Here is a 15,003-nt window from a genome sequence, read left to right on the forward strand (position 1 = left end):
TGCTTTCGCTACTCGCTTTTTTTTGAAAAAACAAAAAAAGAGCTCAAACAAGTCGCTCAATCAGGGCTAGACTTGTTTGCTAACTATTAGTCTCTAAACAATTTCCATCTTTTTTAACAAGAAAGAAGCATTCATATTTTTACAAATTCCGTTTTTTAAAGTATAATCGAAACTCAATTCGTTGTTACTTATTTCTGCATCAAAAAAGTAGTTTTTAATATCTTTAAATTCGTTTTCTAACTCACACAAACTCACATCATGAGTGGCAATGATTCCTGTAGATTTCGATTTTGTAAGTTTTTCTACAAACTTTTTTGAACCAATCGCCTTGTCTTTACTATTGGTTCCTTTTAAAATTTCATCTAAAATGATAAAATAATCTGTGGTTTTAATTTGGTCTACAATAAATTTTAAACGCTTTAATTCAGAATAAAAATACGATTCATCTTCGGTTAAAGAATCTGTAGTTCTCATACTTGTAATCAGTTTTATTGGCGCATAATTAAAGTTTTCTGCACAAACAGGCAAACCACAATTCGCCATAACAATAGAGAGAGAAATAGTTCTTAAAAAAGTACTTTTACCAGCCATATTTGCTCCTGTAACAATAAAAAACTCTTCTTTATTTATTAAAAAATCATTGTCAATTCTTTTGGAAGCATCTAATAATGGATGTCCTAAATTGGTAGCTTTTATAACTTCTTTTTCTGTTGTAATTGTTGGAAAAACAAACTTTGTATGATTAAAATGAAAGTTAGCCAACGAATTTTGAGCATCAAAAAAAGCAACCACTTCAAACCATTTATCTACGGTATGTTTGTAATTAGAAATCCACTTTTCTACATTTAGAGAAGTCCTAATTTCTGTTAGAAAAAGTCCGTTACCAAAAACAGCAATTACAATATTGTTACGCTGATCAAAAGCATCTAAAACCCTAGAAAATTCTTTAAATATTGTTGAAGCTTTTTTAGTTTCTGAATTGATTATTTCTTGTTTACCTTTTAAAATTGTTGATGAGAAAGTTTCGTTTTCAATTTCATTTAACAATACATGATATTGCTTAAATGTTTCTCTTACTTTATCTGTTTCTGTATATAAATTACTCGTTTTCTTTAAAAACCTACCTGTTATAAATAGACCAATAAAAAACCAAATTAATAAATAAGAAAATGATACAATTCCGGATGAAACCAAACCTATTAAAACAACTGAAATTATAGAAAACACTATTTGAATTTTATTAAGAAACATAGGTAAAACAGTATCGTAATCTTTTATCCAAGAAACAATTGAGTTTGAAGTATTTTTTGTGGTAACTAAACTAGCTAAAGCAGAAAAATGTTGTCTCCATTTTACTTTTATTGCCAATTCTTTAATGGTATTTTGTTTTTCAACAATTCCGCCTATAACATTCTCTGTAAACGTATTTGCTAGTATCTTTTTCCCTTCAGTTGTAACAGTTCTGTTTATGTATTGAAAAAAAGAACCAACACCAAACAAGTCGATATCATTACTATAAAAATGAGTTGGACTTACAAACTCATCTCCTGCATCTAAATGATGAAATTTTCTATTTAAAACTTCTATTTCTGTTTTATTGATTTTAATTTTTGCGTTTACAATCGCTCTTTTTCTTTGTAAATCGACATGTTTTACAACTAAAAAACTAAACAATAAAACGCCTAAAAAAGCAATTATAAAAACATCTGGATATTTACCAAATGTTAGGTAAACTAAGAAACAAGTTGTTAAAAAAACAACAAATCTAAACACACTCATGTTTACAGATTTCTTTTTTAAAGAAGCTGCTTCTATTTCTAAATTAGACTTTTGTTGGCTATAAAAATCGAAAGGTTTATTCATTTAAAATTCTAATTATTATAACTAGATATTCCACCAGTTAAGTTTAAAACATTTAATGTAGGGTATTTCTCTTTCAACATTTTTGTTGCCTTAAAACTATTAAAGCCTCTTTGACAAACCATAATATAAGTTTTATCAAAATCGATTTCAATTTTTTCTACATCAAATTCTTGAATAGGAATTGTTTGATGAACAGTAAAAGGCAATTTTAGATTTGGTAAAACTGCAATCAACTCTAAACTTCTAGACTGTGATTGAAGTGACAATTGTTCTTTTAATTCTTTTGATGAAATTTGCCAATCAGAATTTTGAGTAGCACATGCAATATCAAAATAGGTTTGTATTTTAAATAATTTAGCTATCTGTTCTTTTAAAACTGTTGGTTTTAGCTTCATTTTAAATTGCGTATTTTGAAGTGAATTGTAAATCAGCAACTCGTTTATTAAAGGTTTTCCTGTTTCTGTAATCAATTTTAAAACTTCATTTACTTGTTGAGTTGCAATTAAACTTACAATAGAATTTAAGGTTCCTGCTTCTTCACAATTAGGAATATCTGTTGCCATTTTTGGAAAAGCATCTCTTAAATTTGATGAATAACTTCCGTCTTTTTGTAAAACATTAAAACTAGCTACATAACCATCAAACTTATATAAAGAACCATAAACCAAAGGTTTGTTTGTTATAACACATGCATCATTTAACAAGTATTTGGTTGGTAAAGAATCTGTGCCATCTACAATAATATCAAAATCTGAAATCTGCTCAAAAACATTTTCTTTTGTAATTGGTTTATTGGTGAAACTAACTTCTGTAAAAGGCGCTCTCTTTTTTATAAATTCTGATAAAACTGCTGCTTTTGGTTGATCTACATCATCTAAAGTATAAAAAACTTGTCTGTGTAAGTTGGTAACATCAACTGTATCAAAATCTACCAAATGAATTTTTCCAATTCCACTAGAAGCTAACAAAACAGCAATCGGACTTCCTAAACCTCCACATCCAACCACTAAAACAGCCGCTTTTTGGAGTTTTTGTTGACCAACTTCACCAATTTCTGATAAAGTTATCTGACGCTTAAAAAGTTGATTTTTTGTTACATTCATTGAGCAGACAAGATAGTTAAATAAAAAAGTCACTACAATATTTGTAGTGACTTTTAATTCTATCTAAAATGTTTTTTTTATTTATATTTTAGCTTCAGAAAAATTAAATATAAAGCTAAAATTGCAGTAATAGAATTCGCTAAAATTACTGATAAACTATTTATATAAATTCCATAAACTGACCACAAAACAACTCCTGTAAAAAAGACAATATACATGGTTAAAGAAAGACCAGATGTATCTTTTGTTTTATATGTTTTAAATACTTGTGGCAAAAATGATGCTGTTGTAAATACAGCTGCAACTAAACCAATAATTTCATGAAGATCAATCACTCTTTTACCTTTTTTTGAATGAAATGTTTTGTGATTTTTGTATTTACAAGAATCACAAAACATCTATAAAAATGAAAAGACTTAATATTTAGCCTACTATGTTTACAATTTTACCAGGAACAATAATTACTTTTTTAGGTGTTCTACCATCTAATTGAGCTATTGTTTTTTCATTTTCCATAACTGCTTTTTCTATTTCATCTTTAGACATATCTAAAGGAAGTTCTAGCGTAAAGCGCATTTTTCCGTTAAAAGAAATTGGGTAATTCTTAGCGCTTTCAACTAAATGTTTTGGCTCAAATACTGGAAAATCTGCTGTAGAAATTGATTCTTTTTTTCCTAATAAACTCCATAATTCTTCTGCTATATGAGGTGCATAAGGAGAAACTAAAACTGTTAAAGGTTCTAAAATTGCACGCTTATTACATTTTAAAGCAGTTAACTCGTTTACAGCAATCATAAATGTAGAAACAGATGTATTAAAAGAGAAATTCTCTATATCATCTTCTACTTTTTTAATTGTTTTGTGTAATGTTTTTAACTCGTCTTTTGTTGGTTCTGCATCAGAAACTTCTAATATTTCACCATTAAAATATAATTTCCATAATTTTTTTAAGAAAGATGAAACTCCAGAAATACCTGACGTTTTCCATGGTTTAGCTTGTTCTAAAGGTCCTAAAAACATTTCGAATAAACGTAAGCTATCTGCTCCATATTCTTCACAAATAGCATCTGGGTTTACAACATTGTATTTAGACTTAGACATTTTTTCAACCTCACGTCCAACTTTATAAACACCTTCTTCTAAAACGAATTCAGCATTTTTGTAATCTGCATTTAAAGGATGATTTTTAAATCCATCAACATCTAATTCATCAGAAGCGTTTACTAAAGAAACATCAGAATGAATCGCAGTTTTAGTAATCATCACTAAATCTGCAAAATTAGGATCTAAAAACTTATTATCTAGTAAGTAATTTTTTACAACAGTTTCAAACTCATCATCAGAATTAAATAAATTTTTAGAAACAATTACTGTAGGTATCTTTTCTAAAACATCATCTAAAGATTTTTCATCTGCACAACCACAACCATTTTTAACAAAAGCAGTTGATCTGTATACAAAAGCACTCGTCCCCAAAATCATTCCTTGATTAATCAGTTTTTTTGCAAACTCATCTACAGGAACAATTCCTTTATCGAACAAGAATTTTTGCCAAAAACGCGCGTATAATAAATGTCCTGTTGCATGTTCAGATCCACCAATATATAAATCTACTTCTTTCCAATATTCTAAAGATTCTTTACTTGCAAATTCAGTAGAATTTGTAGCATCCATATATCTATTAAAATACCAAGAACTTCCTGCCCAACCAGGCATTGTGTTTAATTCTAAAGGATAAACCGTTTTATTTTTTAACTTTTCGTTAGAAACAACTTTCTTTCCACGAGAATCCCAAGCCCATTCTGTTGCATTTCCTAAAGGTGGTTTTCCATCTTCAGTTGGCAAGTATTTTTCAACTTCTGGCAACACAATTGGCAAATGTTCTGCATCAATCATTTGTGGCATTCCATCTTTATAATACACTGGGAAAGGTTCTCCCCAATAACGTTGTCTACTAAAAACTGCATCACGTAATCTATAGTTTATTTTACCGTAACCAAAACCACGTTTTTCCATTTCATAAATGGCTAATTTTAATGCTTTCTTATATTTTAATCCTGATAAAAAATCTGAATTAGCAATTACAGTTCCGTCTTTATCTGCATGAGCAGCTTCAGAAATATCTACACCTTCAAAAATATTAGGAATTGGAATGTTAAAGTGTTTTGCAAAGTCATAATCACGTTGATCTCCACAAGGAACTGCCATAACTGCTCCTGTACCATAACTTGCTAACACGTAATCTCCAATCCAAATTTGAACTTTTTCACCAGAAAAAGGATGAATTGCATAAGCACCTGTAAAAGCACCAGAAATGGTTTTTACATCTGCCATTCTATCTCTTTCAGAACGTTTTGCTGTAGCTGTAACGTAAGCCTCAACTTCTGCCTTTTGAGCATCTGTTGTTATCTTAGAAACCAAGTCGTGCTCTGGAGCTAAAGTCATAAAACTTACTCCGTAAATTGTATCTGGTCTTGTTGTAAAAACATCAATTTTATATGACTTCTCGACTTCGCTCGAAGTGACATTTTTATTACTTTCAGTTTTATCAACTTTTGGAAATTGAATCGCAAAATTAATTTCTGAAACTACTTTTACTACATTTTGTAAAACTTCTTCATTCGTAAAACGAATTACATTAAAACCTTCTTTATGAAAAAATGCGGTTCTTTCTTCTTCATCTTCTTTACCAACAAATTCAACAATTAAGTTCTTAGCAACACACACATAATCTACCATAAAAGTACCAATAGTGTACTTTTTTCTAAATTTTGATGCTCCTTTTTTATTCTTAATTTCATTCCAAAGCGTAGTTTCTGCTTTCGATAAATTTTGACGTAATTCTTTTAATGCTTCTAATTCTTTATAAGATAACTTTACTTCAGAATTTGATTTTGTAGTATTTTCTTCTACTTTAAAAGTTACCATTGCTCCTTGAGAACGCCCAATCCAATTGGTTTGAGAATCTTTTAAAGGTTGTGGCCAATCAATTTTTTCTAATCCATCTAACAAACGTTGTGCGTATGCAGAAATTCTCATAGACCATTGTGTCATCTTTTTACGAACAACAGGATGACTTCCACGTTCTGAAACTCCGTTTACAATTTCATCATTTGCCAAAACGGTACCTAAAGCAGGACACCAGTTTACTTCTGTATCTGATAAAAATGTTAAACGATATTGTAATAATAATTCTTCTTGTTCTGTTTTAGAAAATGCTTTCCATTCATCTGAAGAAAATGACTTTATTTCTTCATCTGAAACTGCATTTACTGTTGCATTTCCTTCTTTTTTAAAGATTTTTTCTAAAGTAGAAATATCTTCTGCTTTGTCGGAATCTTTATTATACCATGAATTGAAAAGTTGGATAAAAATCCACTGTGTCCATTTATAATATTCAGGATTTGAAGTTCTTACTTCTCTGCTCCAATCAAAAGAAAAACCAATATTATCTAATTGTCTTCTATAAGTTGCAACGTTTTCTTCTGTGGTTTTTGCTGGATGCTGACCAGTTTGTATTGCATACTGTTCTGCAGGTAAACCAAAAGAATCATATCCCTGAGGATGTAATACGTTAAAACCTTTATGACGTTTATAACGTGCATAAATATCACTTGCAATATATCCTAAAGGATGCCCAACATGTAAACCTGCTCCTGAAGGATAAGGAAACATATCTAACACATAATATTTAGGTTTATCCGATTCATTACTGGCTTTAAAAGTTTGGTTTTCTGCCCAAAATTTTTGCCATTTCTTTTCTATCTCTAAGTGATTGTATTGCATTTGATTCTTTTATTAAAGTGTGCAAATTTACGTTTATTCTTTAGAAGATTAAAGTAAAAACGAACTTGCTTAAATTGATGTTATTTAAGAAAGTGAAAACTAAAAAGCCTCTTCCTTTAAAAAGAAGAGGCTTTTAATTTATTGTTATTTAGTTTAGAATTGAAATCCCAATGTCATTTGAAAAACACCATTTTTAATATCTGGATTTTCACTAATTGCAATCAACCCTAAATTATATCTTGTTTGAACAAATATTCCACTTTCAAACTGATATCCTAAACCTAGATTTGCAGCAAGATCAAAATTTTCTGCATCAGTATTTTCTTTTGTTGCTCCACTATATTGATCAACTGGCACTAATTGATCTTTAATTAAAAAAGAAAATTGTGGACCTGCTTCTACATTAAACTCTTTGGTAATATAATATTTTGCCATAATAGGAAGTGAAACATAATTTAAATCATATTTAAAATTATCCTTTTGCTGTGCACCTTGAGCAGAATATAATAATTCTGGCTGAATGGAGAATTTTTCTGTAAACGAAACTTCAGCTGTAGCTCCAAAAACAAATCCTGTTCTTGAATCAAGGTTATTAGCACTACTCCCATTCACAGAAGCAATATTCATTCCTAGTTTAATCCCTAATTTAACATCTTGTGCATATACTGTTCCTGTAAAAGCAATTACAATACAAGCAATCCATAGTTTTTTAATCATAATTTTGGTTTTTAATTACATCTCTAAGACAAATGTTATGCCATATTTAAAAGTGTATCAAAAAAACTATACAATAACCAACTTAAATAAAGAATAATAGCATAAAAAAAAGCCACATAAAAAATGTGGCTTTAATAAATATATGTTCAGAAATTATTATTTCAATTTCTTTTTAACTGCTACTTCTGTATAAGCTTCAATTATATCACCTTGAACAATATCATTATAGTTCTTGATTTGAATACCACAATCGAATCCTTTTTTAACTTCCCTAACATCATCTTTAAAACGTTTTAGAGCTGTTAAAGTTCCATCATGAACTACAATACCATCTCTAATAATTCTAATTTTAGAATCTCTTTGAATTTTACCAGACATCACCATACAACCTGCAATGTTTCCAACTTTAGAAATTTTATAAATTTCTCTAATTTCTACATTACCAGTAACTTCTTCTTTCATTTCTGGAGATAACATTCCTTCCATGGCGTCTTTAAGATCGTTAATGGCGTCATAAATAATAGAATATGTTCTAATATCTACTTCTTCTTTGTCTGCTATTGTTCTAGCGTTTCCTTGAGGACGCACATTAAATCCAACAATAATTGCATCTGATGCTGTTGCTAATAAAACATCACTTTCTGTAATAGCTCCAACACCTTTATGTAAAATATTTACTTGAATTTCTTCTGTAGATAATTTCTGGAATGAATTTGTTAATGCCTCAACAGAACCATCAACATCTCCTTTAAGGATAATATTTAATTCTTTAAAGTCTCCTAAAGCAATTCTACGTCCAATTTCATCTAACGTTAATGTTTTCTGAGTTCTTACAGATTGCTCACGTTGTAATTGAGATCTCTTAGATGCAATTTGTTTTGCTTCTCTTTCATCATCAAATACATTAAATTTATCTCCTGCTTGTGGTGCTCCGTCTAAACCTAAAATTGATACTGGAGTTGATGGTCCAGCTTCTTTTAAGTTGTTTCCTTTGTCATCAAACATGGCTCTAACTTTACCACTGTTTTTTCCTGCAAGAATATAATCACCAATTTTTAAAGTACCTGCTTGTACCATAATTGTAGATACATAACCTCTTCCTTTATCTAAAAGAGCTTCTACAACTGTACCAACTGCATTTTTATTAGGGTTCGCTTTTAATTCTAAAATTTCGGCCTCTAATAAAACTTTCTCTAATAACTCATCAATTCCTTGACCGGTTTTTGCTGAAATATCTTGAGATTGAATGCTACCTCCCCATTCTTCAATCAATAAATTCATTGCAGATAATTGAGTTTTTACATTATCTGGATTGGCGTTTGGCTTATCAATTTTATTAATTGCAAATATAATTGGCACTCCTGCTGCTTGTGCATGAGAAATTGCTTCCTTAGTTTGTGGCATTACATCATCATCTGCTGCTGCAACAATAATTACTAAATCTGTAACTTGAGCTCCACGTGCACGCATTGCTGTAAAGGCTTCGTGACCTGGTGTATCTAAAAATGCTATTTTTTGATCTCCTACATTTACAGAATATGCACCAATATGTTGTGTAATTCCTCCACTTTCACCTTCTACAATATTAGCTTTTCTAATATAATCTAATAACGAAGTTTTACCATGATCTACGTGACCCATTACTGTAATAATTGGCGCACGACTTACTAAATCTTCTGGTTTGTCAATTACTTCTTCAATAGACTCCTCTACTTCAGCACCAATAAACTCTACTTTATGATTAAATTCTTCTGCAACAATAACTAATGTTTCTGCATCTAAACGCTGATTCATTGTTACCATCATTCCTAACATCATACAAGATGAAATAATGTTAGTTACAGGAACATTCATCATTGTAGCAACCTCACTTACCGTAACAAATTCTGTTACTTTTAAGATCTTGTTATCTAATGCTTGAGCTTCTTGTTCAGCATCAGAATGCTCTCTATGTGCTTCCCTTTTACTTCTTCTGTATTTCGCTCCTTTTCCTTTCGAAGATTTTCCTTGCAATTTCTCTAGCGTTTCTCTTACTTGCTTTTGAATTTCTGCTTCTGTTGGCTCTTCTTTCTTAACTGCTGCTGGTCTTGAGTTTCCTCTTCCTCCTCTATTAAATGGAGGTCTACTACCACCTCTATTACCTTGACCTGGCTTATTAGGTCTAGCTGTAGCAGAACCTGGTGCTCCGGCTTTAGTTACAATACGTTTACGCTTCTTTTTCGCGTCTGCATTTGAAGCTTTTTTAACTTCTGGTTTCTTTTTCTTAGGTCTTTCAAATTGTTTTAAGTCAATTTTTTTACCTGTAAAATTAGGACCATCTAACTTTTTATACTGAGTTTTGATAGCTTCTGCATTTTCAGCAGTAACATCTTCAGCTTTTTCTTCAGCTTTTGCAGCTTCCTTTTTAGTCTTAGGTTTTTCAACAACTTTAGAAACTTCTTTTTCTATTTCAGAAACAGTCTTTTTAGCATCTGGCTTTACAGTCTTAGGTTTTTCAACTACTGGAGTTTCATCAACTTTAGGCTCTTCTGCTTTTGGTTTTTCAACTACTGGAGTTTCCTCAACCGGTTTTTCAACTTTAGGCTCTTCCACTTTTGGTTCAACAACAATCTCTTCAGGTGTTGCTTTCACCTCTTCAACTTTGTCCGCAGGTTTTTTACCGATATTATCAATATCAATTTTACCAACAGTTTTAAATTCTAATTTATCTGCTTTGGCCTTTAAAACCTCTTCCTTCTTTACCTCTTCCGCTCTTTTTTTCTCTAATTTAGCTTCTAGTTCTAAACGAATTGCTTCTTTCTCCTTACGTTTTTCTTCACCAACTTCTTTAGATGCTGCTTTCTTATTAGCATCTGTTTCAAAGCCATCAAGTAAAACTTGATAGACATCACCCGTAATTTTAGTGGTAGGTCTCGCTTCTATTTCGTGACCTTTATCCGCTAAATATTCGACTGCTCTATCTAGAGAAATGTTTAATTCTCTTAAAACTTTATTAAGCCTCATTGTTTTGCCTACAGACATATATTCTTTTTAACTTTATAATTGTAAAAATATACTTTTTACTTTACTTCTATACTATAACGATACTTAGTCCTCGAATTCCTCTTTCAAAATTCTTTGAACGTCCATAATTGTTTCTTCTTCTAAATCGGTTCTTTTTACCAATTCTGCTACACTAGTTTCTAATACGCTTCTTGCAGTATCTAAACCAATCTTTTTGAATTCAGTAATCACCCAATCTTCAATTTCATCTACAAATTCTGTTAACTCAACATCTTCTTCTTCTAAACCTTCTCTTTGAACGTCTATTTCGTAACCTGTTAACTCACTTGCTAAACGAATATTTACACCACCTCTACCAATTGCTTTAGAAACTTCTTCTGGTTTTAAAAGAACTTTTACACGTCCTTTTTTACCATTTTTTTCTTCTTCATACATTTCAATTTCCATTGATGTCACTTTAGCAGGACTCAATGCTCTTGAAATGAATAATTGCTCATTTTTGGTATAGTTAATAACATCTATATTCTCATTTCCTAACTCACGAACAATACCGTGAATTCTTGATCCTTTTACACCTACACAAGCTCCAACAGGATCTATTCTATCATCATAAGAATCTACAGCTACTTTTGCTTTTTCACCAGGTATTCTTGCAACTCCTTCTACAGTAATTAAACCATCAAAAACTTCAGGTATTTCTTGTTCGAATAATTTATTTAAGAATAATGGAGAAGTTCTAGACAATATAATTGCTGGTTTATTCCCTCTTAATTCTACTGTTTTTATAACTCCTCTAACAGAATCTCCTTTTCTAAAAAAGTCTGAACGAATTTGCTCACTTTTTGGCAATACAATTTCATTTCCATCATCATCTAATAAAATAATTGCATTGTGACGAATATGATGTACTTCTGCACTGTATAAATCGCCTTCTAACTCTTTAAAATGCTTAAAGATATTAGTACTATCGTGCTCGTAAATTTTAGATATTAAGTTCTGACGTAATGCTAAAATAGCTCTTCTTCCTAAATCTATTAATTTTACTTCTTCAGATACATCTTCACCAATTTCAAAATCTGGCTCAATTAATCTTGCTTCAGCTAATTCAATCTCTTCATTATCATCTTCAGAAAAACCATCTGCAACTACAATTCTATTTCTCCAAATTTCTAAATCTCCTTTATCTGGATTAATGATGATATCAAAATTATCATCAGAACCAAATTTACGTTTTAAGGCAGCTCTAAAAACCTCTTCTAAAATAGACATTAATGTTACTCTGTCTATACTCTTATTATCTTTAAATTCTGAAAACGAATCAATTAATGCTATATTCTCCATTACATTTTTTGCTTAAAATACAATCTTCACTTTTGCTTCTTTAATATCTTTATAGGCTAAAGTTGCTGTTTTTTGTACAGTAACTTTTCCTTTACCAATTGGCTTTGGCTCTCTTGCTTTCCAATTTAAAACAATTTTATCTTCATCTGCTTCAACCAAAGTTCCTTCAAATTCTTTTTCTGAAGTTTTTACTTTTAGTATTCTGTTGATGTTTTTAATATATTGTCTATTTACTTTTAGTGGATGAGCAATATCTGGTGTAGTAACTTCTAAAGAGAAATCTTCTTCTTCTCTATCAAAATTATCATTTACACTTCTACTAATTCTTATACACTCACTTAATGGAACTCCATTATCACCATCTATTGTAATCTGAATTTTATTATTTACTGATATTTCTAATTCTATCAAATACAATGATTCATTCAGCGATAGCGCTTCATCTACTAAATCTCTTACCTTGGTTTGGTCCATTTTAACTCTTAAAATAAAGTATAAAAAGAGGGGACTCTTAGTCCCCTTCCTTCTTCATTTACTGTAAATTTCGGTGCAAATATACGAATTGTTTATGATTTACCAAACTAAGTTTAAGTCAATTATTTTTCGTAACTTTAGATATATTGATATTAACCTTTTAATTTTTGTAAGATGAAAAAAATTTTGGTTCCTATAGATTTTTCAAAAACATCTGAATATGCTTCTAAAGTAGCAGCAAGAATTGCAAAAAAAACAAACGCAACAGTTTACCTTATTCATTTAATTGAACTTCCAAAGGGCGTAATAGACATGGCTGCTAGTAGTAAATTTAGCATTCCTGAAAGCATGTTATATTTAAGGAAAATTAGAGAAAAAGTATTAAGATTTAAAGAAAATCTATTTAGCGAAGATATAAATGTTGAATACTTTATAAAATTAAATAATCCCTATGAAGGTATACAAAAATATGCTGATAAAATTAATGCCGATATAATAATAATGGGATCTAAAGGTCATTCTGAACTTGAAGAAATGATTATTGGCTCTAACACAGAAAAAGTAGTAAGAAACTCTAAAAGACCCGTTATTGTTGTCAAAAAAGATAGTAAAAAATTTAAATTAAAAAACCTTGTGTTCGCTTCTAACTTTAAGGAAGAAAACAAAGAAGTGTTTGGTAAGTTTGTCGACTTTGCAAAAACTTTTGACAGTAAAATTCATTTATTAAAAGTAAATACACCTGCACATTTTCAAGCCACGTCTGAAACTAAAAAGAATGTTAAAGAATTTATTACTGATTTTAATTTACCTAGACACAAAATAAACGTGTATAGCGATATCTCTGTAGAGAAAGGTATCCTAAATTTCTCTGAAGATATTAATGCCGATTTAATTGCCTTAAGTACTCATGGTAGAAGTGGTTTAGCGCATTTATTTACAGGTAGCGTTACTAAAAACCTCTCTAAAAACGCATTAAAACCTATGTTTACAATTAAAGTCTAAATTTTGATAACTTATAAAATAAAAATTAAATTACAATAAAAAACCTCCCAAAAGGAGGTTTTTTAATTTATATAAATTTCTAATTTTCTTACAATAGATAATCTGTATTGATAAAGTTAGAAGCTTTTTTATCTAATAATTCTTCTAAAATAGCATTATTATAAGGAGTGTCTTTAGAAGCCACAAAAGTTCTAATAGAAAAAGAACGTAACGCATCATGCACACTTAAAGTTGCAACTGCAGAATCTTTTCTTCCTGTAAAAGGATATACATCTGGTCCTCTTTGAGCTGCACTATTTAAATTTACTCTACAAACTAAATTCACTAACGTATCAATTAAAGGCGCTAAAGTTTTTACTTCACTACCAAAAACGCTTACCTGTTGCCCATAATTAGATTCTGCCATATCATCTAAAGGTTCTTGAATATTCTTAAAAGAAACAATTGGTGTGACTGGGCCAAATTGTTCTTCTTGAAACACCCTCATATCTTTAGAAACAGGATATAAAACTGCTGGAAAAATATAATTATCAGAAGTTGCTCCTCCTTTTTTATTAATCACTTTCGCTCCTTTTGCAGTAGCATCATCAATTAATTCTTGAATATAACCTGGTTTTCCTGGTTCTGGCAAAGGCGTTAATTTTACACCATCTTCCCAAGGATTTCCAAATTTTAAAGCATCTATTCTTTCTGCAAATCGTTTGTTAAATTTATCTACAATATGCTCATGAACATATAATATTTTTAAGGCAGTACAACGTTGTCCGTTAAATGAAGTTGCCCCAGAAAGACACTCATTTATTGCCAAATCTAAATCTGCATCTGGTAAAACAATTCCAGGGTTTTTAGCTTCTAATCCTAATACTAAACGCAATCTATTTTTAAAAGGATGATTTGCCTGAATCGCATTTGCAGATTTACTGTTACCAATTAAAGCTAACACATCTACTTTACCTGTTTTCATAATAGGAGTTGCCAAAACACGACCTCTACCATAAATTACATTTACAACTCCTTCTGGAAAACTATTTTGAAAAGCTTCCATTAATGGAGATAATAAAAGAACTCCATGTTTAGCTGGCTTAAAAATAGCTGTATTTCCCATAATTAAAGCAGGAATCAACAATGCAAAAGTTTCGTTTAAAGGATAATTATAAGGTCCTAAACACAAAACAACACCTAATGGCCCACGTCTAATATGTGCATGAACTCCGCTGTTTTTTTCAAACTTAGCAGAATTTCTATCCATTTGTTTGTAATCTTCAATGGTGTCATAAATATACTCTACAGTTCTATCAAATTCTTTTTCAGAATCTGGTAAAGACTTTCCAATTTCCCACATTAATAATTTTACAACCTCATCACGTTTGGTTTTCATTTGCTCTGCAAACTCTTCCATACATTCAATTCTATCTACAACTCTCATGGTTGGCCACAAACCTTGCCCTTTATCATAAGCTCTGTAAGCAGAATTCAAAGCCTCTAAAGCTTCATTCTCACCTAAATTTGGCACAGTTCCTAATAAAGTCGGTTTATATTCTTTTGTTGATGAAATTGTCGAATAAACCTCAGCAACATCACCTTTCCACTCTTTTAATTCACCACTTACTAAATATGTTTTTTGGTGTAAAAGTGAATTAATTCTATACGCTTCAGGAATCTCTTTAAATTGTTTCTTCATAATTTATTTTTAAAATCACAACTCTAGTATTCT

The 15,003-nt window shown here is 30.4% G+C and carries 10 protein-coding genes; 1 reads left to right on the forward strand and 9 read right to left on the reverse strand.

All coding sequences use genetic code 11. The annotated features are described in order from the left end of the window. Positions 1 to 93: 93 nt before the first annotated feature. The 8 genes from PHEL85_RS16105 to rimP all read right to left on the reverse strand — a co-directional run bounded on the left by PHEL85_RS16105 (position 94) and on the right by rimP (position 12,287). Positions 94 to 1,863 carry a MutS-related protein gene (locus PHEL85_RS16105; RefSeq protein ID WP_036827536.1) on the reverse strand — a complete coding sequence of 590 codons (1,770 nt, stop codon included), beginning with the start codon at positions 1,861 to 1,863 and terminating at the stop codon, positions 94 to 96. 8 nt (positions 1,864 to 1,871) lie between these two features. Continuing rightward, positions 1,872 to 2,966 (reverse strand): HesA/MoeB/ThiF family protein, encoded by a 1,095-nt coding sequence (locus PHEL85_RS16110; protein ID WP_036827539.1) that lies wholly within the window; start codon positions 2,964 to 2,966, stop codon positions 1,872 to 1,874. A gap of 77 nt (positions 2,967 to 3,043) precedes the next feature. Further along, a complete protein-coding gene (locus tag PHEL85_RS16115; RefSeq protein WP_081965184.1) occupies positions 3,044 to 3,301 on the reverse strand; it encodes a SemiSWEET family sugar transporter in 258 nt (85 codons plus the stop codon). 88 nt (positions 3,302 to 3,389) lie between these two features. Then, the gene (locus PHEL85_RS16120) at positions 3,390 to 6,752 is read right to left on the reverse strand and encodes a leucine--tRNA ligase (RefSeq protein WP_036827541.1); all 3,363 of its coding nucleotides are present in this window, start codon (positions 6,750 to 6,752) and stop codon (positions 3,390 to 3,392) included. 153 nt (positions 6,753 to 6,905) lie between these two features. Continuing rightward, positions 6,906 to 7,469, reverse strand: coding sequence for a porin family protein (locus PHEL85_RS16125; protein WP_052108618.1), 564 nt, complete (start codon positions 7,467 to 7,469; stop codon positions 6,906 to 6,908). A 156-nt stretch (positions 7,470 to 7,625) separates the two neighbouring features. Further along, on the reverse strand, positions 7,626 to 10,490 hold the full coding sequence (infB, locus tag PHEL85_RS16130; RefSeq protein WP_036827544.1) for a translation initiation factor IF-2: 2,865 nt from the start codon (positions 10,488 to 10,490) through the stop codon (positions 7,626 to 7,628). A 66-nt stretch (positions 10,491 to 10,556) separates the two neighbouring features. After that, positions 10,557 to 11,813 carry a transcription termination factor NusA gene (nusA, locus tag PHEL85_RS16135; RefSeq protein ID WP_036827547.1) on the reverse strand — a complete coding sequence of 419 codons (1,257 nt, stop codon included), beginning with the start codon at positions 11,811 to 11,813 and terminating at the stop codon, positions 10,557 to 10,559. 12 nt (positions 11,814 to 11,825) lie between these two features. Then, positions 11,826 to 12,287, reverse strand: coding sequence for a ribosome assembly cofactor RimP (gene rimP / locus PHEL85_RS16140; protein WP_036827549.1), 462 nt, complete (start codon positions 12,285 to 12,287; stop codon positions 11,826 to 11,828). Between the two features lie 174 nt (positions 12,288 to 12,461). Here rimP and PHEL85_RS16145 point away from each other — a divergent pair, with 174 nt between their 5' ends. Then, positions 12,462 to 13,289, forward strand: coding sequence for a universal stress protein (locus tag PHEL85_RS16145; protein ID WP_036827552.1), 828 nt, complete (start codon positions 12,462 to 12,464; stop codon positions 13,287 to 13,289). Between the two features lie 88 nt (positions 13,290 to 13,377). Here the strand turns inward: PHEL85_RS16145 and PHEL85_RS16150 are convergent, their stop codons facing one another. Continuing rightward, complete coding sequence (locus tag PHEL85_RS16150) at positions 13,378 to 14,970, reverse strand: NADP-dependent glyceraldehyde-3-phosphate dehydrogenase (RefSeq protein ID WP_036827554.1); 1,593 nt, start codon at positions 14,968 to 14,970, stop codon at positions 13,378 to 13,380. Positions 14,971 to 15,003: the final 33 nt, after the last annotated feature.

This window comes from Polaribacter sp. Hel1_85 (assembly GCF_000766795.1).
Taxonomy (GTDB): Bacteria; Bacteroidota; Bacteroidia; order Flavobacteriales; family Flavobacteriaceae; genus Polaribacter.